General features: G+C 40.2%; 14 protein-coding genes. All 14 read right to left on the bottom strand.

The features are described 5' to 3' along the window. Positions 1 to 8 precede the first annotated feature (8 nt). The 14 genes from BMW53_RS04735 to BMW53_RS04670 all read right to left on the bottom strand — a co-directional run bounded on the left by BMW53_RS04735 (position 9) and on the right by BMW53_RS04670 (position 25,381). The gene (locus BMW53_RS04735) at positions 9 to 1,637 is read right to left on the bottom strand and encodes a cellulase family glycosylhydrolase (RefSeq protein ID WP_051567930.1); all 1,629 of its coding nucleotides are present in this window, start codon (positions 1,635 to 1,637) and stop codon (positions 9 to 11) included. A 15-nt stretch (positions 1,638 to 1,652) separates the two neighbouring features. Further along, positions 1,653 to 4,631, bottom strand: a complete 2,979-nt coding sequence (locus tag BMW53_RS04730; protein ID WP_038560499.1) for a glycosyl hydrolase family 28-related protein — start codon at positions 4,629 to 4,631, stop codon at positions 1,653 to 1,655. Positions 4,632 to 4,684: 53 nt separating this feature from the next. Continuing rightward, a complete protein-coding gene (locus BMW53_RS04725) occupies positions 4,685 to 6,190 on the bottom strand; it encodes a glycoside hydrolase family 30 protein (RefSeq protein ID WP_038560496.1) in 1,506 nt (501 codons plus the stop codon). A gap of 86 nt (positions 6,191 to 6,276) precedes the next feature. Beyond that, on the bottom strand, positions 6,277 to 7,533 hold the full coding sequence (locus tag BMW53_RS04720) for a glycoside hydrolase family 5 protein (RefSeq protein ID WP_038565056.1): 1,257 nt from the start codon (positions 7,531 to 7,533) through the stop codon (positions 6,277 to 6,279). Between the two features lie 301 nt (positions 7,534 to 7,834). Beyond that, positions 7,835 to 9,514, bottom strand: a complete 1,680-nt coding sequence (locus BMW53_RS04715; RefSeq protein WP_038560493.1) for a RagB/SusD family nutrient uptake outer membrane protein — start codon at positions 9,512 to 9,514, stop codon at positions 7,835 to 7,837. 18 nt (positions 9,515 to 9,532) lie between these two features. Then, positions 9,533 to 12,364, bottom strand: a complete 2,832-nt coding sequence (locus BMW53_RS04710; RefSeq protein WP_038560490.1) for a SusC/RagA family TonB-linked outer membrane protein — start codon at positions 12,362 to 12,364, stop codon at positions 9,533 to 9,535. 33 nt (positions 12,365 to 12,397) lie between these two features. Further along, positions 12,398 to 14,257 (bottom strand): RagB/SusD family nutrient uptake outer membrane protein, encoded by a 1,860-nt coding sequence (locus BMW53_RS04705; protein WP_038560487.1) that lies wholly within the window; start codon positions 14,255 to 14,257, stop codon positions 12,398 to 12,400. A gap of 21 nt (positions 14,258 to 14,278) precedes the next feature. Next, a complete protein-coding gene (locus tag BMW53_RS04700) occupies positions 14,279 to 17,794 on the bottom strand; it encodes a TonB-dependent receptor (protein ID WP_217642889.1) in 3,516 nt (1,171 codons plus the stop codon). Between the two features lie 206 nt (positions 17,795 to 18,000). Then, the gene (locus BMW53_RS04695; protein ID WP_038560484.1) at positions 18,001 to 19,206 is read right to left on the bottom strand and encodes a FecR family protein; all 1,206 of its coding nucleotides are present in this window, start codon (positions 19,204 to 19,206) and stop codon (positions 18,001 to 18,003) included. Positions 19,207 to 19,280: 74 nt separating this feature from the next. Next, the gene (locus tag BMW53_RS04690; protein ID WP_051567928.1) at positions 19,281 to 19,877 is read right to left on the bottom strand and encodes an RNA polymerase sigma factor; all 597 of its coding nucleotides are present in this window, start codon (positions 19,875 to 19,877) and stop codon (positions 19,281 to 19,283) included. Positions 19,878 to 20,111: 234 nt separating this feature from the next. Then, positions 20,112 to 21,314 carry a DUF5009 domain-containing protein gene (locus BMW53_RS04685; RefSeq protein WP_038560480.1) on the bottom strand — a complete coding sequence of 401 codons (1,203 nt, stop codon included), beginning with the start codon at positions 21,312 to 21,314 and terminating at the stop codon, positions 20,112 to 20,114. A gap of 11 nt (positions 21,315 to 21,325) precedes the next feature. Further along, a complete protein-coding gene (locus tag BMW53_RS04680; RefSeq protein ID WP_038560477.1) occupies positions 21,326 to 22,105 on the bottom strand; it encodes a ThuA domain-containing protein in 780 nt (259 codons plus the stop codon). A gap of 28 nt (positions 22,106 to 22,133) precedes the next feature. After that, entirely contained in the window at positions 22,134 to 22,895 is a 762-nt protein-coding gene (locus BMW53_RS04675) for a ThuA domain-containing protein (RefSeq protein ID WP_038560475.1), read from the bottom strand. 26 nt (positions 22,896 to 22,921) lie between these two features. Continuing rightward, positions 22,922 to 25,381 carry a glycoside hydrolase family 9 protein gene (locus BMW53_RS04670; RefSeq protein WP_038560472.1) on the bottom strand — a complete coding sequence of 820 codons (2,460 nt, stop codon included), beginning with the start codon at positions 25,379 to 25,381 and terminating at the stop codon, positions 22,922 to 22,924. Positions 25,382 to 25,387: the final 6 nt, after the last annotated feature.

The raw sequence follows: 25,387 nt of genomic DNA, 5'->3' as shown, positions 1-25,387 counted from the left end.
AGAAGTTATTAATAAATGTTTATCCAATTCAACTGAATGTCACCTGTCTCAACTTCAACTTTTAATTCGTTTTCGCCAGCAGTAAACACTTGTGGATCAAGTTCTATTTCGGTCCATTCTGAAGCGTTGACTTGTTTTGTAATTCGGTTCCCGTTAATCCTTAAAACAATATCTGCTGTACCAACCGTCTTTATTTCAAAAGACATTTTATACTGTTTTTCTTGCAGGGAAACAAAATTGTATGCCGTCCACTCTCCTTCCGACAAATGAATTGCCTGATCAGAAATAAGCGACTGTTTGTTACTGTTGATTACCTCTACTTTGACTGGTTCTTCTCTGCGGTAGTTGGCCGACATAGTTGCCGTATCTTTTACAAAATACGATTTCAGATATCCTTTATGACCATAATTTTCAGCTTCAATTTTTAAGGGAATGCGGCAAAACATGGCATTAACAACATCAGGGAAATAAACACAATTTTCAATCTTTATATTCTCCAGAAGTTGGTTAAATATCTTTTCCGGATTCTTTGCAGTAACATTTTCGCCACGGCGGGAATAAGCAGCTACTTCCTGCCAACCTTCGGGCGATTTTATTGAATACGGCGTGTTTTCGGTATCCATTTTTTTCCATGGCCAAAAAGACCAACCAATATTGGTTGTACTGAACAGCTGAGAAGTTGAGAAATACAGCGTATTGTTTTTTTCGCCGGTTTCGCCCACCCAAACAGGAGTATTCAACTCTTCACGCTTTTTCAGAAAATAACTAATGTCTTTTAAATGATCAGGACGATCCCAATTATAGAAATGAAACTGGAAAAACATATTGTCGTCAAGAGCTTCAGTAAATTCAGACCAATTGTTGGACCAATTATATCCCTCCAGTGTAAACATGTGCTTTTTATCCACTTTACGAATTTCAGTAATCAGCTTTTTATAAAGCGGTACCAATTGATGTTTGTGCTTTTCTGCAGCTCCGGTTCGCTCAGGAAGCGGTTCATTTAAAAGATCGTATGCTGCAACAATTGGTTCTTCTTTGTAACGTTCGGCAATTTTCACCCAAAGTTTAACCAAGAGCTCCTCGTTTTTAGGATTCATAAACAACTCGGGTAAATCGTTAGGACTGTCGTCGATATTTTGTCCGGTTTGTCCGCCCGGTGCACCGTGCATATCAATAATTACATACAAGTGATATTTTTTACACCACTTAACAAGGTTGTCCAATAATTCAAAACCTTCATCAATAAACTCGTTGTTTTGGCCTTCGGTAATAAAAAGTCGTGAGTTTAAAGCCGGTCTTACAGAGTTATAACCCAATTCTGCGATCCGTTTAATATCGGCCTCGGTAATGTAATTTTTTCGATATTCTTTCCAGAATTCATCTGCTTTTTCCTGACCAATATGAGCAGCTACAATTTTCTCAATATTTCGTGGTCTGTCACCGTATTTTCCAAATTTCCACATGTATCCTTCAGGCAACATCCAGTTACCAAGACCAACACCCCGAAGAAAAACTTTTTTTCCTTCTTCGTTAACCATATCCTGTCCTTCGGTATGCAAAAAAGACTGGGCAGAAGAACTTAAGGCCCATATTGAAATGAGCATAACACCCAATACCTTTATACTTATTAATTTCATTTTTTAAATTCTTTACTATTTATTTATTCTGAAAAATTCTGATCTACCGGTTACAAAAAGTGTTTTTCCATCTTTTCCCCCAAACGACATTGTTGACGGGCGTTCAGGAATACGAATCATATTGGTTTGATTTCCTTCTTTATCAAAAACATACAACTCGCCATCAGCAACATATACATTTCCTTGCTGATCGGGCACCGAGCTAAATTCACCTTTTTCGGCAAAGTATTTCAACTTGGATATATAGCCCTTTTCATCAACATCATAGCTTACTGTGCGCTTATCGTATTCGTCGGCCGCATACATTGTTTCTCCCGGAAATGCTTCTACTAATGCACACGCACGTGCCAAATCGTAACAGGTAGGAATGATAGTTTTACCATCGGGAGCCAGCCAGCACTCTTCATTCCGGTTAATTGAAACTTCGTTAAAATCGTGGAAATCGCGCCAGCGGTTCGACGGATACAAAGCCTTGTGAATTGGAGCAACGGTTCCCATTTTTACTTTGCTTAGCATTGAAATTGTTTCGTCCGGATTTTCAGGATCGATGGAATAAACCAATACTCCAAACCCGGTATTTCCCCAACCGGCAAACGAAGTTCCACTCGCATCATCAGGCGTAGGGAAACTTTCTACTTTACCGTTTACGAGGAATCCTGGTTGCGCATCGTAACGAAATACCACCAGCAAATTGTCTTCCGAATCGCAGGCCAGCGACAAAGGCTGCCAGGGAAAATCGGCAAGTAATGCTAAGGATTGTGTTTTAACCGACCATTTGTAAATACGCTTCATTCGTTGTTCCGAGAAATAAATATTTCCTTGCGAATCGTGGCATGCACCAACTGCAAACTCAAAACCTTTGGCTAAAAGCTGCACATTATCATCTGTATTTTTTGTGCTGTTTTTAGCGGTTTTTCCACTTACAAAGAGTCTGGCAAGTTCAACCGGACGAACTTCAGTATTGGTGTTAATATCGTACAACGGATTATCGGTTGTATATTTTATCTGGCTGTAATTGTGAACATTTAAGAATTCGAGATCGGTGCAGTCCCAGGTTCTGATTGAATACGGATAAGGAACTTTCACCCGAATAACACGAAACATGTACAAATTGCCAAATACCAGGTTACTGCATTCTCCTATTTCCAGCGGCTGACACTCTGAACTCTCCACACTTTCTTCTTCCAGCTGAAGAGCATATACTTTCCAGTTTGAAACCTTGTTGAAACGCACCTCGTTGCGCACGTGATGCTCAACCGACATGGCGTAAATACGTCCGGCGGTATTCGTGTTAGAAACATAAATACCCGATGTAGCATAAGTATTTGCTGACCAGATATTTTTGAAAATCCCTCCGCCGTTATTGGTAACCCAAAGGCTCCAGTATTGCGTGTCCCAGGTTGAAGCATAACCTCCGTGAGGAGTTCTGCCGTTGCCATGATCCAACTCCTGCCATTTCCACGGAACTTTCGAATCGGGACGCATGGTACCATGGCCGCCAATAAACTTCACATCATCCACCATCGAATTTTCGCCAGCCATCCATTTACAGGCCACAGCACGGTAATTACAGGCTCCGGTTGACAAGCCAATTCCCGCAAGAATACAATTGCCGTTCTCAGGACTTTCAACCATTGGCTTTGGGCTGCCAAATCCACCAAAAGCCTCTGAATTTTCCTTCAGTGCAAAATTGGTTGCCATCGGATGCAGACCAAGTAATACCGTATTTGATTTTAATCTGATGGTTTCGCTAATTAAATACGAACCTTGCGGCACATAAACACATTGATTGTTATCAATTGCATTCTGAATGGCTTCGGTATCATCGCTTACACCATCTCCTTTTGCTCCGTACGTTTTTACATTTACCCACTTATCCATTGAAGGAAGAGCCGGAATATCATTCGCCTGGGCGGGTAATTCGTTTATTTCTTCTGCCTCAAAAGTGGTTTCTATTTTTGCCTCCGCGTCGATGTCGTCCATCTGCAAACCGTACACAAGTTTGTTTACTTTGTATGTTTTTCCGGGAGCAAGAGTCTCAGTTTTCGTTTTTGGATATTTCACCAACACCGGAACATTTTTGCACACCATGTTACGAATATTGAGCTGCATGTTTGCATTTCCTTCGTTGCTTACCACAATTGCTGGCCCCGAAACATCTTCAAAAGTACATTCGTCCAAAATCAGTTTTTCCCAGTAATTGTCATCCACCTGAATGGCAGCCGGGCAATCTTTAACATGCATGCGAACAATTGTAAAACCGCCTTCCTGTGTTTTTATGGCTGTTTTTCGCTGGCCTTCAAAATAGCTGTCGAGCATCATAAACTGCCAGCCCGGCGAAGCTTTGGTGGTATAAATACCATATTCGCCACCAAAAAAGCGAACATCTTCAATCATATTTCCCACATCGAACAAACCAGCTTTCCCATCACCAATAAAAATATCGCTGTGGGCAATAAAGCTGTGTTGCGCAAAATGCGTACGAAGCGCCACTGCCTCCGGATTTCCTGCTTCAATTTTCAGGTTGATATTGGATAACGCACTGTAAAAAGTTCCTGCTCCTGCATCGTAAACCGGCCCATCCGACTCAACCACTCCGCTGGTAAACCAAAACATATAACTGGCTTTACCTTTATCATTCGGAACCACTTCCTGGAAACCCGGTGAATTCTTTTTTAAAACAATTACCGGACGTTTTTTACCATAACCAATTAAACGAATAGCAGAAGGCACATAAATAGTTTTTGAAATGGTGTATGTTCCTTCAGGAATAAATAATACACCAAAATTCTTATCCTTTTTTAATTGATTGATTGCCTGCTGTAACTGCTCGGAAACATCTGTTTTTCCGTCGTTTGTAATATCAAAATTTTCGGAAGTGAAATAAACGGCTTCCGCATCTTCTGGTTTCTGAGAATAAAATGAAGAACCATTTTCGGCCCTCATTTGCATACTGCCCAAAAGCAACAGCACAAGAAAAGTTAATTTGTACATTCTAGGTCTTTAATAAATATTTAAACTGGGTTAATCTGACTTTTTAAAAGTTGTTACCATACATAAGTTCCAACTGCTCCGGGACTAAGATTTACGTTGGCATATTGTCCGTTGTATTTAATTCTGAACGACCTGGCCGAACGCGAATCGTTGGCCACAATTAACACTGTTTTTCCCGATGGAGTACGAAATGCTACATTAGGAAAGACATTGTAAGTTATTGATAGCCCTACACGTAGTGCATTTTCACCACGATGCTCTTCATCTTGTGTAAGATTAACCATTGTATCGCCTTTTTGAGTTGAGCCGATTCTTACCGAACCCGGGCGAACAAATTTTGACGCATGTGCCACCACATAATAAGCAATGTTTCTGCTAACATTGTCACCCTCTATTGTAACTGCTCCCTGGCACATCGAACAACCTCCGTCCTCAGTGTGCGGATCATTTAACGGATCAGCAGCAAAATTCCAAAGAATTACGTTTTTGCTCCAGTTTTGCGTTACACCAATAATTAGTCGCGCTACCTGGTTAGCAATCTCAATTGTTTCGCTACCTGGTCTTTCAACTACCATTTGCTCGGTGAAATACAAATTCTTTTCAGGATGAGCAATATGCATGGTTGTTAAGGCACTTAATTCGCCTCCATAGTGATGAAAACCTGATCCATCGGCATATTTTGCTGCTTCCGGATCGCTTAAAGTAGTAAGCGGATGGTCTATCCGATCGAGGTTATGATCGAATAAAACAATTTTAGTTTTTATGTTGGCTTGTTCAAAGGCAGGTCCCAGGTGATCTTTAATAAAAATCCGTTGTTCGTTGGGTAACATTTGCATACTCGGAGTATTGTTTACATTGAGCGGCTCATTCTGAACCGTAATGGCATCAATTGTAATACCCTGCTCTTTCATTGCATTAATGTATTTTACAAAATATTGTGCGTACACCGGATAATACTCTTCTTTTAATTTACCGCCTTTTACCTTGTTGTTTGTTTTCATCCAGGTTGGTGCCGACCATGGCGATGCCAGGATTTTTATATCCGGATTCACGGCAAGGATTTCCTTCACTACCGGAATTACATCGTACATGTCTTGTGACAAATTAAACTTTTCAAGTTTCAGATCGACCTCACCATCTTCCAAATCGTTGTACGAAAAAACAAAGCTATTTAAGTCTGAAGCTCCTATTGTTAAACGGATGTAGCTGACACCAATATTATCTTCGTCGGTTCTGAAAAGCTCGTTAATTAATTTAGTACGTTCGGGTTGGCTCATACCCATCATCAGGCCAGCGCTACCTCCGGTTAAGGCAAAGCCAAATCCATCAACGGCCTGCATTTGCAAATTATCATCAATAGTTATAGTTGTAGCTCCCCACCCACGCGGACGGTTACCAAATTCAATAACTTCTTCCTGTTTTGTAAAAAGCTGTGAGCGATCTAAAGTTGTTACCCAGGCTTCAATCGATTCTGATTTTGACGACTGAGCCTTCACAAAAACAGCATTCATTGAAAGAACAGCTGTGATTATGCCTGTGAGAATTAATTTATTTTTCATTGGTTCTAAAATTCAAGTTTTTTATGATGAGAGTATTGTTTAAAACATCATTGCACAAAGAATACGATTGGGGTGAAAAAGCTATGCTATTTTGTTCCCAATCCAAGGGCATTTAGGTAGTTATGGTTAATTTCGTTATTACTAAACTTACAATTCTCGAGAAAATCCGACAATACCTTCTTTGCCACTTCCTGATCAGGACGAGCTTCCCTTATTGCTTTATATGAACTGCGGTCGGCTTCAACAAAATCAACAACAAGGTCCCAGTTTTCAGGAGCCGGAATAGAAACACATGACGATCCGTCCATTTTTTTATAAGGCCAGAAGTGCCATCCGATGTTGTTCTCTTCCATCATTGTTCTGAAAGCTGCCATCCATTCGTCGGTGTTGTGTCCGGTTTCTCCCATGTACATTGGGCGATTTACTTTGTCGCGGAAATCGATGTATGATTTAATGGCCTCAGCAGTTGGTTCGCCCCCGTAACGATGACAGGTATACATCAGATTATCATCAAAATCAGCATTGCTAAATACTTTGAAATTACTGTTCCATTGAGCTGCTCCCAGCAAAATAACATGGTTATTATCCACCTGGCGAATAGCCGCTACGGCTTTTTTATACAATGGCTCGAGTTTTGAATTTAACTCATCCAGGTTCTCAAAATACGGTGCAATGGGCTCATTCAACAGGTCGTATCCTAGTATGATTGGTTCATCTTTATAGCGATCGGCAATCTTCACCCAAATGTCGATAAAAAGCTGCTGAGATATTTCGCTTTCCAGCAACCAGGGATAACCATAGCTATCATCGATATTATCTCCGGTTTGCCCACCCGGTGCATCGTGCATATCTAAGATCAGATAAATACCCGCCTCTTTACACCAGTTTATCAGCTGATCCACGCGTTCAAATCCGTCCTGATCTGCAGTCAACCCCATATAATCTTCGTCGGTAAATAATTTATAATGAAATGGTAAACGAAGCGAGTTAACACCCACTGATTTTAAGAACATAATATCGTCTATAGTCACATAATTGTCTTTGAATTGTTTCCAGAAACCGGCAATAAAATCGGGTCCAACCATTTCGCAAAATGCCTGGTTTATCCTACTTGCCGAATTCGTATTACGAAAACGGAACATGTAGCCTTCAGGATTTAACCAGTTACCAAGGTTGGTACCTCTGATTAGAAACTTTTCACCATCGGGGGTAATTAGGTTTGGACCATCAACCTTGATAAAAGAATCAGAAGAAGTTGATGTTTGCCCAAATGACTGCTCTTGTTTAGGCTGGCAACTTGCCAACAAAACATAGCAAAAGATAAATAAAAAATAGGTTTTCATTTTATGTTGGTTTAAAGTAAAATCAAACGTAAGGTAGTCAACATTCATTCCATATACAACCATGTACACCCATGAATACAAATCATTTAACAATCAAACATTTGTAAACAAAAACGCACCCAAGGACTTCAGCTCGTTACCGCTGCCGGAAGTACATTAATCTCATACCAGTTTTTAAAAATTTCTATCATCCGATGATTAGACGATATCAACTTCAGTACCGACAGATAGGTTTGAAACTAAAGAAGTGATATGCTGAAGGCCTAAGCCTCCAGCATATTCTATTGATCTATGCGAAAAACTACCAGGAAGGATTTTGTTCCCATCCTGTTTTTGAGATTTCAGATTGAGGAATTGGATACCAATTCATTTTTTCAGAAAAAACACGGTTTTCCAGGGTTTTAACTTCGTAATTGAAGTCATCCCCGTTTTTAGTGATTTCAATGCGGGTCACCGGTTGATTGAAATAAGTAGTTGCTTTTTTCCAGCGACGTACATCCCAGTAACGTTTGCCTTCAAAGGCCAACTCAACCATACGCTCGTGCTCAATAGCAGCCTGATTCAACTCTGATGCTTGCAGTGCCTGTACATTCGATCTGGCTCTTACTAAATTGATGGCCTCCAAGGCAGTCATTCCGTAGCCCTCAGGATCGGCATCGGCTCCATAGGCATTGTACATTGCCTCGGCATACATTAGCAAGATATCTGCATAACGTGAATATGCCCAGGTATGGTTAGCAGTTGTTGCGTTTATAAGATCAATACCCTTGTTAACCCATTTACCAAGATAATAACCTGTTTTGGTTGCATTTTCTTTTGGCAAACCACTGTTACCACCGGTGTATGTTTCGATGTTTTGTGATGAGAAATCCGAACCATTATAAACCACTGTTGTATAAAAACGACTGTCGCGGTTAGCGTAAGGATCAACTGCATGAGTTGCGTTATTCCAGTCGAAAGCCTCTGATGTACCATCACTTGTTACTTCAAACGCGTCAACAAAGTTTTGAGTTGGAGTTAAGCTGTTACCGTTGCTACCAACAAAGGCAATCGGGAACTGGTTGTATTCGAACCAGTTTATCGAACCATATCGACGTTTAAAAATGATTTCGCCCGAATTGGCATTACCCGAACCGAATAAGTCGGAATAATTACTAACCAAACTGAATTTTCCGGTTGCTATAACAGCATGTGCAGCTTCGGCAGCGTCTTCCCAGGTTATTGAAGAACCGGCATCTTTAAATAGCGGGCTTGCACCGTAAAGTGTCGCTTTTGCTTTTAGCGCTTTAATACCGCTGCCTGTTATACGTCCGTTCTCGTACCACGAGAAGCGTGAATGTACATCGTCGGTAACAATTGCATTTGCCTGATCGCAAAGCTCAACAATATAATCCAGACATTCTTTTACCGAGTTACGTTGTACATTTTTCCAGCTCGATGGATCATTGTAATCAAGCGGCTCGTCAAAAATTGGTACGCCTCCGTAACGTTGTGTCAGTTCCATGTAAAAGAAAGCTTTCAGAAACAAAGCTTCACCTTCCATTAACATCATATTGTCGAGTGCCTTATAATATGCGGTAGAATCTCCGTCGGTACTATTTGCTTTAATCTCCTCAAGAGTAACGTTATCTTTGTTTTTCAAGAAACGGTTAACCTGGTCAATTCCGGCAAAATTGGTTGCCCAAACATCGTCAGGGTTTCTAAACTGTGTCCAGGTTCCCAGGTTATATAATTGAGCTGCATTGCTTTCTCTTGTTGCTTCAGCTATATCTGTTGCACCTTCGAGCCATAATTCGCCCAGACCATCAGGTAAATAGCTGTATGCTTCCCATATTACGCCCTGAATCTGACTGTAACGGCTATACAAATCTTCTATGGCTACTCCAGTGTCAACGTTCTTCACTTGCAAATAATCATCCTCGCACGAGTAGATTGCAAGAGCAAGTAAGAATAAAATTGAGATATTTTTGATCATTTTCATATTCTTCTATTTACAGGTTTAGAAATTTACTTTTAAACCAAGTGAGACTGCTTTTGAAAGTGGATATCCGGTTGAAAGGCTCTCTGCTTCAAGGTCGTCGATTTTATCCCAGGTAAAAAGGTTAGTACCTGTAACTGATAGACGAACTGCTTCAATTTTACCTAAACCGAAAGTGTATCCCAACTCAATATTACGCAGTTTGATATAACTGCCGTCGCGCATATAAAAATCAGTAGCCTGATTATTATTGATGTTATCTTGAGTTGTTAATCTGGGACTGGTTGCTGTAGCAGCAGTTGCAGGAGTCCATGGATTAGCAGAGAAAGCAGTAATGTTATTGTTTTGAACAAATGGATGAGTGTAATTATATGGCAGAGCAACTGTTCTGTTTGTTACCCCCATAACAAAAACGTTAAAATCAAGACCTTTGTATGTAAATCCACCTTTAATGGCTCCTGTTATTTCAGGAATAGCATTGTAGTCCATCGGTATTTTATCGTAATCAGTAATAATACCATCTTCGTTTTGATCAACATACTTCATGTCGCCGGGACGCACGTTGGTGTACGACGATGCCACAACTCCACTGTTTAAATTACCATTCGCGTCAAAATCGGGTTCCTCGTAAAATCCGTCGAAAACCAAACCGCGGGCAGTATTAATACTGTATCCCTGCAGGTACAACCACTCATGAGGCTGAACAATTTCAGAACGTTTTGTAATCTCGTTGTGGGCATAAGCAAATGTACCCTGTACAAAATATTTAAAATCGTTTTTGTTGTTATCCAGTCGTAAGCTAAGTTCTACACCCGAGTTTTTAACCTCTCCGGTATTTTGGTTTGCTAAACGAAAACCAGTGTAAGCAGGAACATCAGCACCTGCGCTTTCCAGAATTTGTGTACGTTTTTCAGAGAAAACATCAAGGTTTACTGTTACAAGGTCGAATAATTTAGCATCTACCCCAAAGTTTGCCATAGTTTTTTCCTCCCATGTAAAACCGAGGTTTGGATAAGCGCCTTCTCTACGCCCCGTATACCAGGTATTATCCGATGTAAGTCTCCAGCCACCACCATTTTGTGCTTTTTGTTCAAATAAAAAGCGGTAGTCGTTGTTGGTGCTACCGGTAATACCGTATGATCCTCTTAATTTCAAAAAATTAACCTTGTCATTATTAGCCAGGAAATCTTCGTTTGAAACAATCCAGCCTAAACCAAGCGATGGGAATACGCCATAACGTTCTCCGTCTTCAAAATCGGCTGAACCATTGTATCCTACTGCTACTGAAGCGATGTATTTTTTATCGAATGCATATGATCCGTTAAATGCCAAACCCTGGTTGCGGATTGGGAAAGTAAGCATAAAATAGCTGTAATTCTGACGACGTGCCAATAATGACGCAACAAATGAATGTTTATCAAAATCGCGTTTGTAATTCAGGCCCAACTGAAGAACCTGACGATTCCAGAGGTTAGTTAAACCATCAGTAATATCGTCTGAAATTGAGCCTAACTCTTTATACGTATAATTTCCATCGTTATCCAAAATTGGATCATCGTTATCATCTTTCAGCATTTCGTATGATAAACCAGAGAAACTTTTTCCAGTGTAACCAATGTACTGGTTGCTGAATGACAATGCACCAGTTAAACTTAGTCCTTCTGTAACCACATCAAGCTTCTGATCGAAAGAAAAGTTGGTTTGTAAACCCCGCGTGTGCGAATTCCAGATACCATTGGTGCGTAATCGCTCCACCGGATTAAAATTATACACCGAACTATTCCCCCAGGTTCCGTTTGGATTTTTTACAGAAAAAGCCGCTGCCGGAATTCCCATAAGATTATCGAAGAGACTACCTGCACTAAAACCTGCCGGGGTGTCTTTATCATCAATACTACCAACTACCTCTGCTTTTATTGCCAGACTTTTGGTGATATTTAAATCGACATTACCACGAATATTGAATTTATTATTTTGTGCATTTGTTCCAAACTCTTCACCTTCCGTGTCGGCATCTTTGTAATATCCGGAAAAACCTTTATAGTCTAACAATACATAAAATTTTGCTGTTTCTCCACCACCGGTAAACGAAAGATTCATGTTTTGAATGGTTGAATTGGATTTCAACACCTCGTCATACCAGTCAACATCGGGGTGAGCAACATCTCCACCGTTTTTGTACAAGTCAGGATTAGCATACCGCGGAGTAAGTCCATCGTTTTCACGAGCCTGATTGTACATTGTGGTATAATCAAACGCATTCATTACAGTAGGAAGATCAATTACGCTTAATACACCATAACGGGCATTGGCAATAATTTTTGTTGATGTTTGCACTTCTCCACGTTTCGTTCTAATTGACAAAACTCCGTTAGCACCTTCCATTCCGTAAGCAGAAAGAGCAGCAGCATCTTTTGCATAGGTTACGGTTTTAATTTCGTCAACTGAAAGCGAAGCAATTAGTTCTACATCTACCCTAAATCCATCCAGATAAATAAGAATATCATTACCTCCGCTATTCCAACTGGTCATGCCCCGGCCATACAATGCCGGATTATCATACCCAGGTTCTCCTGAATTAAAAAGAACCGTCAGGCCGGGAATACGTCCTTGCAATGTTTTCAATAAATTCCCTGTCAATTCGCGGGCAAGTTCCTCTCCCGAAATGGAAAAAGAGGCTCCCGTGTATCTCCACAAATCTTCGGTGCCAAGCCCCATATCAACTTGTGGTTCATTTTCAAGAGTTATTATGGAATCTGATTCTACCTCCAAGTTTGTTTCTTGTGCATTGATAAACAAGGCACTGCACAACAAGGAAAGCAATAAAAATTGTTTTATATGTTTATTTTTCATACTACTTCTTGTTAAAAGTGATTTTACCAACTATTACCATCCCGGATTTTGACCATCCCATGCTTCGCGGTCGCCCAAGTAGTTTTTACTTACTTCTGCGTTTGAGAAAGGCAGGTAATAATATTTATCAGGGAAAAATCGTTTTGAGAAAACTGAAACAGTCCAGGCGTGTAATGCTGTTCCGTCTCCGGCGTCTTTAGCCACAGTTTTAAATCCGTAGAAAGATCTGTCGTTAATAACTTCATCGGCTTGCATCCAACGTAAAAGATCGTTGTAACGGTGGTTTTCGAACGCCAGTTCTACAGTACGCTCGTTATGAACTGCTGCACGGAATTCTTCCTGACTTAAATTTGATTTTTCGGGCATACCGGCTCTGTCACGAGTTACGTTTAAAGCATCGTAAGCTTTGGTTGTAGGTCCTTCGAATTCGTTTAAAGCTTCGGCATAACTTAAATAAAACTCGGCCAAACGGAACACCGGCCACGAGAAATGCTGTCTTGCTGCATTTTCAATGCGTGGAGCAAATTTGTATGCTTCCATAGCAAAACCGTGAGGATCCTGGTCATTTCCGCCAAGTTTACCATCGCTAAAACCATCGGCACCTTTGTAAAACTGCAGTTTACCATAACTTGAGTTGTATTGCATGCCACCATAAGCAATTGATTGGTAAAAACGAGGATCAAGATCCAAACCTTCGATAAAAGCGGCTAAATCGTCGCCCTGATCTCCTGGCTCAACGCTCCAATTCGATCCGTCGCGTTTTTCGTACAACATGGCAAATTCTACCGGCACGTTGTTCATTGGCCCCCAGCTTCCAAGACCTGCAGCGCCACATCCAGAACGACTTTGGTTGGTAAGTGCCCAAATTTTATTCCCCCAGTCATTGCTGTTAAACTCGGTACATTGTAAAATCATTTCCTCGTTAGCGTAAACGTTCCAAACCGATTCGTAATCGCCAATTGTAGCATATGTATCACCGGTTGTTTCTGGTGTTGATGTATTATAAATTGAAACACCAGCAGCACCTGCATTATCAATAACTGCTTTTGCAGCATCGGCAGCTAATTTCCAACGATTTACGTCGTAGTCAGGATAACACAAAACCGAGTCACGGTCATCACCAAAACGTATAATCTCCGATGTCATGCCTGAAGGAGTATTATACATAGGACTTGCAGCATATAATAAAACACGTGCTTTTAAAGCCAAAGCAGCTAACTTTGTAACTTTACCATATTCTGTTGCCGAACGCGATGAAGGCAACAAGACAGCAGCTTCATCACACCATTTTACAATTGTACTTACAACTGTTTTAACAGATCTACGAGGTAGTTTAAGTTCACCTTCACCTAAAACATCGGTTACAATTGGTATACCTCCGTAGTAGCGAAATAACTCAAAATGCTGTAACGCTCTTATAAATAATGCTTGTCCTTTTACATCATCAATCCATGCCTGGTCGGCATCGATAACCATATCAATATTCTTTAAAACAAGGTTAGCTCTTCGGATACCGCGGTAATGGGCACCATAACCAGGAATATCAGGCGTATTTCCTGAGGTCATTGTTCCGGAGTAATAAGCTCCTACACCTACGTTTTGTGCAATCCAGGTAACATTTGATTCCAAATAAACTTCATCGGTAATTATTCCAGGCCGGGCACAGCTGTTTGAATGTCCTAAACCTCCGGCATTGTATACATATAAATTTTGCATACCCGACTGGTACATGCTTGCAACTGCATATTGCGCCTGGTTTTTTGTATGAAAAATTGTATCAACTGTTACTGCTCCCCCCGCTGGTTTTTCGAGAAAATCGTCGAGACAACTCGACATAAAGAGTGATATAAAAACACTCGCTATCACCAGGTTTGCTATATATTTCCTTTTCATAATAACTTTCTATTTAGTTGATTAAAAATTGAGGTTAACTCCCAGGTTGTACGTCCGGGTAATCGGATAACCGGAATTACCTAAATTCTCAGGATCGCCCCATACCTTGTTGTTACTCCAGGTTAGCAAGTTCGAACCGTTAACATAAAAACGAGTTGAAGTAAGTCCGATTCTTTTTAATATTCCCGGAGAAATGCTATAACCTATCTCCATATTTTTCAGACGCAAGTATGATGCATCTTTATGAAAGAATGTATTGTAAACTGCTGAAGTGTTGTAGGCAGCAATGGGCATTTCTATACGTTCTCCAGCTGCATATCTTTCTTCGGTAAAGCGGTATATATCAACTTCCTGTAACGAGTGGTTATCTGAAAAGTGCATTGATTCACCTGTTTGAACGAAGCGTGCAACACCAGAAACCCCCTGGAACATTAGCGAGAAGTCGAAACTTTTATATTCAAATCCCATTGAGAATCCATAAGTTAACTCAGGAATATTTGTTTTTCCACTACGCTTATAGTCTTTACCATCAATAACACCGTCTTCGTTAACGTCGATCAGTTTTATTTCACCAGGCTGCAAAACAGCACCTCCAAAACCTAAATCTTTTTGGTAAACCGGTTCGCCGGCAGTATTGGTATAAGTTTCGCCGGCAGCGTTTACTGCTAATACAGGAGACGAAAGAACCGGATTTCCTTCCGAATCGATTTCATACAGATCGGCCCACGAGTTGTATAAACCATCGGCCTGCAGGTATGAAGGCTGGTTAATCGGACGGCCGGTTTGTGCCTGGTATTCAAGCCCCGGAGTAATAGCTTCATCTCTAAAAACAATTTCGTTTTTGTTGGTTGAAGCATTTCCTTTAACCCAGTAATTTACCTGACGGATATTGTCTCGCCATGTAAATTCTACTTCGTTACCCCAGTTTTTAACTTTACCTAAGTTATAAGCGGGCAGCGATGCCTGAACGATATCGGGAATGGTTCCTTTGTACGAAAGGATATCCTTTCTGTTTTCTTTAAAATAATCGTAGGTTAACGACAGTTTGTCGCCAAACAAACGTGCTTCAAAACCAATGTTTGCTTTTGTTGCCGTTTCCCAGGTTACATTCGGGTTACCAATTGTACCTTCAATAGCACCATTTACATAACTTCTGCTGTTGTAATCGCCAAAAGTATAGCCACCACTGTATTCCCATACGTCAGGTAAATATAAGTACCTTGCTCCACCAACATTATCGTTACCAACTTTACCGATAGAACCACGAATTTTTAAATATCCAATCAGACCGGTCTCAGGGAAGAAACTTTCGGCTGATGAAACCCATCCTAAAGAAACCGCCGGCAAGAAACCAAAACGTTTTCCTTCGGGAAAGTTTTCCGAACCGTTGTATCCCATGTTAAACTCGGCCAGGTATCTTTTTGCAAAACCATAAGTAACACGACCAACCAAACCTAAGTAGGCATGAGGCAATTGGTAATCCAAACCCGGATCATATTTCTTTTCTGCGTTAAACAGGAACAAACCGCCCACATCGTGCTGGCCAAAACTTTGGTTGTAGTTCAACGAAAACTCTCCATAGATTTTACGCCATTTCCCATTGTACCATTCCGACCAGTATGAAAGTGACGATTTTTCAGTTAAAGGTTCAAAGTTTGGATCCAGCTTATCTCCGTTTTCGTTAGGAGAAATACGATACAACATTGGCGTGTAGCTACCACCACCCGACCGGCTTGAGAAATAGCTATCGTAAGCAACACGGGCATTTACAGAAAGTCCTTCTGTAATAAAATCGAGTTTGTGCGATAACTTTACCGATGAATTAAGTGTACTGTTATTGGTAACATTAAAATCAATGTTGGCAATTTCGTAAAGCAAGTTATTTGCCGAAAGCTCTTGTCCTTCAATAACTACAAATTTACCATCAACAAGTCCGGGAGACGAAATCGGGTTAGCCCACAAAATTCGTTTGTTCCACATGTAGCTATCATTATTCATTCCTGTAATTTTCTCGAAGTTGGTACCAATGTCAACCGAGATCCGGAAATCTTTATTTACATCAAAGTCGAAGTTGGCACGAAAGTTATGTCGCTTTTTCGTGTAATCCATTTCATCGGGAAACGGAAAATACGAATCCTGGAACATACCACCTTGATCAAGAAAACCTAACGATACAAAATATTTTACCTTTTCTGTACCACCCTCAACATTTACGTTATACTGGCTTTGTCGTGATGATTTTCTGAAAATCTGACTTTGCCAGTCGGTATTGGGATAGAAATATGGATTGTAATACTCGCTTTGTGGATTGTTTGCATTTTTATAATACATCAACTCCTCATCTGAAGTATATCGGGAAGCTTCTGAAATCCAGTTGGCTTCTCGACTTTCAGCAAATTCTGCCCATGAGTCCCATCCATCATTACCATGCTTTCTCCAGTAGTCCTGGTATGATTTTTCGTTGAACAAACTTGTCCAATCATACGCATCAAGATATTCCGGTAAACGGGTAAATTCAACAATTGCAGTTTGTGCCGAAACACTAACACGAGGAGCCCCCTGCTGTCCCCTTCTTGTAGTAATAAGGATTACACCGTTTGCACCACGCACACCAAAAACAGCTGTTGCCGAAGCATCTTTCAGGATGCTGATTGATTCGATTTCATTAGGGTCAATATTGTTATAACTATCGCGCGCAACACCGTCAACCATAATAAGTGGTGCAGTTGATCCGGCATAAGTACCAATACCACGTACATAAAGATCGGCATCATCTGATCCCGGTTTTCCTGATAACTGAATAGATGTAAGACCCGATAAACGACCTGCCAAAGCATTACTAATGTTGGCAGTTGGCGATTGTACAAGATCTTTTGCTTCAACACTTGAGATTGCAGCTGTTACCGATTCTTTGTTTTGTTTACCATAACCAACAACTACAACCTCGTCCAGCTCTTCAAGTCTTTCGTGTAATACGATGTTAATGTTTACTTCAGAACTCAGTGTAATTTCCTGGGTATTGTACCCTACAAACGAAACCAACAATACCTGTGCATCCTGCGGAACATCCAGCATATAGTTTCCGTCAAAATCGGTAACTGTACCAATAGTCGTTCCTTTTACAACAACAGTAACCCCCGGAATTGGTACACCATCTTCGTCGGTAACCTTTCCGGTAAGCTTTTTTTGCGGAGCCACTTTTACACTTCCTCCTACAGCAGGCTCATCTTTAACTTTTTTATTTGGAGTTAAAATAATTTGCTTTTTCAGTATCTCGTACTTAATCTCTGTTGATTTAAATACTTCATTCAAAATCACCTCAACGTCTTGTCCTTCAACGTCAACACTAACTTTAAATTCAGGATCAATAAGGTCATTTTTGTACAAAAATACATAATCAGTTTGCTGCTCAATTTCTTGCAGTACATCAACAAGAGGAATATTCTCCACTGATAATCTTACGTTTTGTGCAAACGAATAAGATGAAGCGAAGGTATTTATAACAGCCATGAGGCTAAACAAGAATGTTAACTTCATAATGCGAAATGTTCTAATGAGATGAATCCATAAGTCATCCCTGTGAAAAAAGTTTTTTTTCATAAATTTGTTTTGATTAAAATTTGTATTACGGATTTAATCGATCTTTTCCGGTAGGTATGCCAGTATCTACCGGATTTTTTTTAAAATAAGTTGGTGATAGTTCTAAGTCATATTCATAAAGTTTTGGTTAGACAATAAGTTAGTTAGTATTTCGAGAGAAAATAATTTCCTTCTTTAGGCTTTTCATATCTACATTCTACTGCTCTCGAGATATATTGAATCACTTCTTCAATATCTCCTGTGATTAGCAGTTTTCCTGAAAGTTTTGTCTCCAGTAAATCGGCATTCTCAACCGTAATTTCAACGTTGTAGTATTTCTTCACCCGTGTAATTACATAAGAAAGTGGCACATCTTTAAAATTGTAAATTCCATCTTTCCACGAAATATATAAGTCTACATCAATGTCTTTTATCTCCAGTTCTTCGTTAACTGTTGAGTAAAAACATGCTTCGCCAGGTTTAATGAACAGTGCCTGTTTTTTAAGAATTTTGTCGCTTTGTTTAACCGAAACTGAACCTTCTACCAATACGGCAGAAGCAAGTTCTTCATCTTTGTATGCGGTAACATTAAACTCTGTTCCGTATACTTTTACATCAATAAAATCAGTTTTTACAATAAAGGGACGATTACTGTCTTTTGTTACATCGAAGTATCCCTCTCCAATCAGGTACACGGTTCGGTTATTCCCTGAGAATACCGCAGGAAATACCAGTTTACTCCCGGCATTTAATTCCACCGACGTTCCATCATTCAAAACAACATGTTGACGTTGTCCGTAAGGCACAATTACCTCGTTAAACTCTCGTTTATTTTTTGGTTCATTTTTAATTGTCGCAACAACGCTCTCCTCTTTTTGAACCACAACTTCACCTTCCTTGCTGTTGTAATTAATATCCAGTTCATTCTCGTTGAGAATGTGTTTTGAGCCATCGGAAAGAACAATCATCGCGTCGTTCTGAGATACTTCATTTTTATGTGCAAACTGTTTTAGCGAATCTTGTTTGCTGAACATAACAAGTGCTCCAATTGCAAGCACCAACAATGCAATAGCAGCAACCTTACTATTTGCCAAACGACGAAATAAAATTGTACGTCCATCTTTTCCGACTGGGTTGTTTTGTATATTCTTTAAAATTCGTTCCGAATCGGCAGTCTGCATTTTTTGCTTATCCTCACGGGCAATCCGAATAAATTCAACAGCATATTTTAAATCATTGCTGTTTTGAGGACACTGCATTACCAAGTCATTCAACAACTTATCAGTGTCCTGAGCATCTTTTACCATACGAACAAAATCATCATTGGTAATCAGCTCTGTAAATTCAGAATTCAAAAAATTATTCTCCATGTTTTAACAGAATTATTAATAAACGAACGACATCTATTTCTATAGACAAAAAAGAATTTATTTTTTTAAAAAAATTACTTTTTGAAATACCGCATAAAGAGAAACAAGATTAATCCCTTCATTTTAATGTTGGCCTTAATTAGTTTTAGAGTGCGGTAAAGAAGTGTTCGGGCTGAAGCTTTATCGATGCCGAGAATTGTTGAAATCTCGTCGTAGTTTAATCCTTCGGTAAATTTTAAAAAAATTATTTCCCGTTGTTTTTCAGTTAAACCTTCCAGGGCAGTTTGCAGCTTCTTTTTAATGTGTGACTGTTCTTCGTTCTGAATGGTAACTGCTTCAACCGACGGACTGTTTTCTTCTTCTTCAAACCTGGTTTTTGTATTGAGAATCTCTGATCTTCGGTTACCCGACCGCATTTCATCCAATAACCTGCTCCGAAGCGATTTGAATAGGTAAACGTGTATATTAGAACCGGCAACCAGGTTTTTCCGGTTTGCCATCAAACGAATAAAAACCTCCTGAATACAGTCTTTCACCAGAGATTCGTTTCCCGATATTTTCAGACCATAGGAGTATAAATCGTCAACATACCTTTTATAAATATCCGACAAGGCATTATTATCACCATTTAGAAGGTTTTCCCATAGATATAGATCCGCCTTTTCCTCCATAAAAACAACAAATCCACAAAATAATTTGTGGTATACTTAGCCAATGCTACTTTTTAAATCCTTTTAAATACTGCCTTTTTTATCGAAAACATGAAGCAAATATAACATTTATATAACTCACGCTTTTTTATTACTCGTATTGAGAATAGACTTCCAAAACTCACAATCGCTAAACATTGATTAAAGATCCTGACTGGTAACAGTTTAGAAAAATATTTGAAATTTCCTGTGCTGCTATAGTTTTAAACGAATATTTAGCCGCGACAATAAATTGGCAAAGCCAATCATTGCCAGTGCCCAAACCGCCGAGCCAATTACGGCCAGCAGTTGCGAGGTATCCTGTTTATAGAAAAATACCGGCCACGCCAGTGCCCAAAAAGAAAAATAAAGTATATCGGGGGCCAGGTAAGTAGTCAGCGAATTTTGTCCTGCAATACGGAATACGCCGGCCCATTTATATTTTTCTTTATGATCGACCAGAAAAAGCAGAAATGCGAATACCAGAATACTAATTCCGTTGCAAACCATTGCCCAACTAGGAGTACCGTATATTTTCGAAATAATAAACCAATTACGAAGGATAAAACCACTCGCGAAAGTGGCAATTCCAATGGCTCCAAAAATTGTTATTTTGCGTTCTACCGATGCAGAACTTTGCTTTAGAATTACACCAATTAACAGACCGGCAATAACAATTGAAGGCACATTCCCACCAATTATTACCCCAAATACAGGTTTCGCGAAGTTGAGAAAATTAGTCAATCCCAATTGAGACAATATATTCAGAGTTACAAAGAACAACCATGCTGCAACAATATACCACAACCTTGACCTGCATAGAAGATAAACAATAACCGATGTAAAATACCCCCATCCGATTAGTCCTAAAATTCCCCACCAACCTGTTGTAAGCCACTCCACATGACCGGGTTCCCCGGCTCTGAAAATGGAAACAAGTGAAACAATTCCGATTATCCCGATTGCCTTTAAAGTTACAGGTAACCACTTTAACTTATCGCTTTCAGGATATTTGTTCCAAACCAAAAAGATGGAAACATAGATTAAGATTGCCCATATATTCCGGTTTATTCCGCTGAGCTCTGCATTTAACCGTCCTATATTCATCATTAATACGCCAATCAGCAGCAAACTAATTGTTCGTACAAGAATATGGCCCAGAATCTTTATTCTATTGTCGCCTTTTCTTTCGCGTGCGGCTACAGCGTAAGGAATTGAAAGCCCAACCATAAAAAGAAAACCAGGGAATACCCAGTCGGCAAGTCCCATTCCATCGACATTTGCTTTAGAATGTACGAGCCAGGAAGGAACTCCTGACTCGTATAAATCGTTAACAAAAAGCATCAGGAACAAAGTAAGACCCCGCATGATGTCTATTGCAAGTATCCGCTTCTTTGGTGTTACTATCGCTTCAGTCATTTCTAACAATTTTATTTACCAAAAACATTTCCTTTTTCATCGGTAGCAACTACCCAACGCAACCCGGCAATAATTAAGGCATTTTGTGTTGGATCGGAAAAAATGCGTGTACCGTGCCCCATGTTCATATAAATCATGCGGTATTTTTTGTTGGTCCACACCACCGGACAATCGCTGTCGGGAATTATATCCTTCAATCCCAAAGGATAGTTGTCCATCGACAAGGAAGCCAACACTTCGATATCCGGATTCTGGCGCGGACTTGGTTTCCACTGGTACCATTCGTTAATGGGCGACATAAAAGCTTCCGGTAACGATTTTGTTACCGGATGGTTATGATTATCAACCACCACTTTGGCTGGCATGGGAGGCCAGTTGTTTCGCCAAAACACACCACCTCCGAGGAAATCTAAAAACCAGGGCCAGTTGGTTGATCGGTCGTTATACGCTGCCACATGAAAGCCATACCAGCCACCGCCATTCTCCATGTATTCGCGAAATGCCTGTCGTTGTTTTTCTGAATGTGGAAAATCATTCAACATCATAATTACCGAATAATCTTTCAACTTTTCGGCATTCAGGTCGCTCATGTTCGATGTTGTATCAAAAACAAACCCGTTACCAACAGTTAGTTCCTGAAAAAACTGAATGGCTTCTTCTGCAAATTCAACGTGAGCCGATTCTACATGTTCCGAATAAAAAGCAAGCACTTTAAAACGTGGAAATTGTGCACTAACTGATAATCCTGCCAATAAAAACAAACCGGCAAGGAAAAGATTTTTTAATTTCATAAATCAAGTATTTATTGGTTTAAGTTTACTATTCTCCTGCAGCCCAAAGCAACGAATTGGAAAGCATCTTTTTAAAATCATCCGAATCAAAAAGTGTTTTTGCATGCCCCATCAAAAAATATACGTTACGGGCTTTAACTTTTCCATTTGTCCAAATGGCCGGATGATCGCCCATTTTTACATCGGAAGCTGGTTTGTAAGTCGATTCATCTACCGTTGCCAAAACATGAACATTCTGACGTGGATTTTTATCAAAAGTATACCATTCATCATCGGGAAGGACAAACGAAGGATTAACGTCTTTCATTACCGGATGCGTTTTGTCTTCAACGTTTACAGTACCTGAAGCCGTTTCGGCAATATAACCTTTAAAACGTATGCCACCCATAAAATCAGAAAACCAGTTCCACATCGGGTATCCATCGAACTCACCAAGCAATGAAGCATGATGGAAACCAACCCAACCTATTTTACCTTTTTCAATACATTCAATAAATGCATCTTCTCCTTCTTTGCTCCATGTATACGGAGGATAATTCAGTTGCAGAAAAACATCGTATTTCTTCAGCATTGCCGCATCAATATCTTTGGCATGGTTCAATTCCGTAAACTTAAAATTATTCTCAGCCCCAAATTCATCGAGCCATTCAAGGGCTGCAACAACAAATTCTTCGTGCCAGCCACCTCGTTCGGTAAGCACCAAAACATTTACCGCTTTTTTAGGCGAGACCGCAAAACAACTGATATTCAGCACCAGTAATAGAAAAATGATCGATTGTAATTTTTTCATTTTATTAGATTTATTCGTTTAACTTCTTAAAATTCGCTGGCCAGTGAGATCCATTTCCCAGCCGATGTTACCCACACTTCTTTGTAACACGATGTATTTGTTTGAGGCCAGTAAGGCGTGTCATCATTCCCCAGCGTGCGTATTCCAACAGGAATTTCGCCCACTATTATACCAGATGAAAAATTATCCTTTTGCGGGTAATTCCGGCCTTCGCCATAAATCAGCGATTGACCGAACGGATTTTTTCCTACCGTCCAGTACAATTGTTCCAGTCCAATTTGTTTCAGTTCCTCATCATTCAAAAACTTAGCACAAATAACCGCTGCTTTTCCCATCGATAAATGAACTGCAGCATTCCCGTTAAAAATACTAAACCAAACCGGGAAACGTTTCAGGTAGTGCCCTTCGTCGAGCTGAACACCATTTTTAAGCTGAACGGTGTACATCTCGCGGGCATCAGCAGGTTGAAACAGGTGAAGATGATCAAAACTGTCATCGTCCTGATTTTCGTTTACCCCATAAACACCGCTGGCCAACATTCCGTATGGCGCGGTGTATGGCATTAAACTTTTCAAATAGCCGCCATATAACTCAATCGATCTCGCCCAATTTTTGTATTCAGGATGATCGGGCTGTGTTTCGCATAACAAAGCCATGGCCTGCATGTAAACCTGTTCGCGCGACTGGTGATTGTAATGCACAATTACCTTTTTTGTGGTATCGCGGTAAAAGAAGCCTTTTATTCCGGGCTCTCCAATTGGGTCTGTTTGCTGACATTCGATCGTATATTTTATATACTCAGTTGCTTTTTGGGCATAAAAATCATCGCCGGTCAATTTATACAACATACTTGCCGCCCACGACGCCGTGGCCATATACTGGCTTTTAGAAGTATTGTAACTGTGCTCGAACATCGAAATAAATCCGCCCAAACCAATCTCGGCATCTTGCTCCATCGCAAATGCAAAGTCTTCTTTTGCCACTGTTTCCAGATGTTCTTTCATTGCCGGATCATCGGGGATGCTCATTGCAGCGTAAGCTTCGTAAGCCGAATACAGGAAGTTATCGAAAGGAAGGTTCTGCACACGCACCGAAGTAATGTCGTCGAAAGAGTCAACAATACCGTCTTGCCATATTACCAGCCCCATACTGCTTGCACGGTAACCATCACCATAGCGGTTTTTTAGAATAAAATCGAGCCCCCAACGCGCCTCTTCAAGCAAACGGGCAGCCAACACCGGATTCTTTGATTTATACTGATTGTAAGCTTCAAAAAAGTTAAAAGCCACATCGCCGGTTTGCAGGGTTTGCTGCGACAAATCACCCGCATCATGCCATCCCCCGGCATACGAAATACGTTGCCCGTTGTGTTCCGAAAATAAATCAACGTGGCATTCGCCATGAATTCCGGGAACAGCATAACCACAACGTTGGCCAAACACAAAATTCATGGTCCGCCAAAGCGAAGGTTCCCAAACATTTTTATCAATTCTGAATTCGGGAGTAGTCACTTCGCCAACTTTAAGTTGATAAATTCCGGATGTTGTAAAATCAGAAAAATCAACAATATTGAATTCGCCGGTTGTTGTTTTTTTGTTGATGACTTTTCCTGAATAAACCTGTTGATTGTTATTTGCGTCAATCAACGTAAAGCTGTTTTTATGCAGGCTTTCGTCCATATTCAAGATAGCCGTTTTTGGTCCGTTGGCTAAATAACCCGAGGTAGAATAAACCACCCGGTTTTCGCCCGGTTGCCATCCACTAACAATTTCAGGATCATCGATCAGCTGCAATTCAATCTTATCGATATAATAAATCACCGAATCGCCTACGGTATTGTCTTTTCCTTTCAGGCTTACACTAAAACCAATCTGCGCAATATTGTCGCGCTGGTATTCGTCAATATCGAGGAAACAGGTGTTCCACTCGCGGTTATGCAGTTGTACCAAATGCCCACCCGACTGGCGGTTGTATCCTTCCTTTATTTTATCTGAATGATTTTCAATATTCAAATCAATATTTACCACGCGGGCACCTTCGCAATCGGGATATATATGAAAAACAATTCGATTGTAATTTTCCCAGTTTTGGCCACCAACATTCAATTTTGCCGAACAATGCCCATAAACTGCATAATCAGGGTCTGAATCAGAGCCACGCGCCCTTTTCCCGGTAGATGTTGAAAACTCCATCCGAAGAGAATTTTTGCCGGAAACAGACTGCTTTTTCGAAGAAGAAATTTTCCCGTAACCAGAATGGCTCCAATTCGAAAAATCTTCGGCAACGGTAAGCGCCTGCTTTTCCAACACTTGTTTTGTGAGACCGATTCCTTCGTATGAATTGGTTTCATCGACCGGCAGCGGACTGTGAAGAATCCCCGATTGGATAATTTCCTTTTCAAGTTTAGTATCGATGCTGATTTTCGTTTGTCCGAAAACTACATTGCAAAAAGTGAGTAATACTACTATTAAGAAAATTTGCCTCATTTTACC

This window comes from Draconibacterium orientale (assembly GCF_900111425.1).
Lineage (GTDB): Bacteria > Bacteroidota > Bacteroidia > Bacteroidales > Prolixibacteraceae > Draconibacterium > Draconibacterium orientale.
Note: the sequence above shows the minus strand (reverse complement) of the source record. Positions and strands in the feature narration are given on the sequence as shown.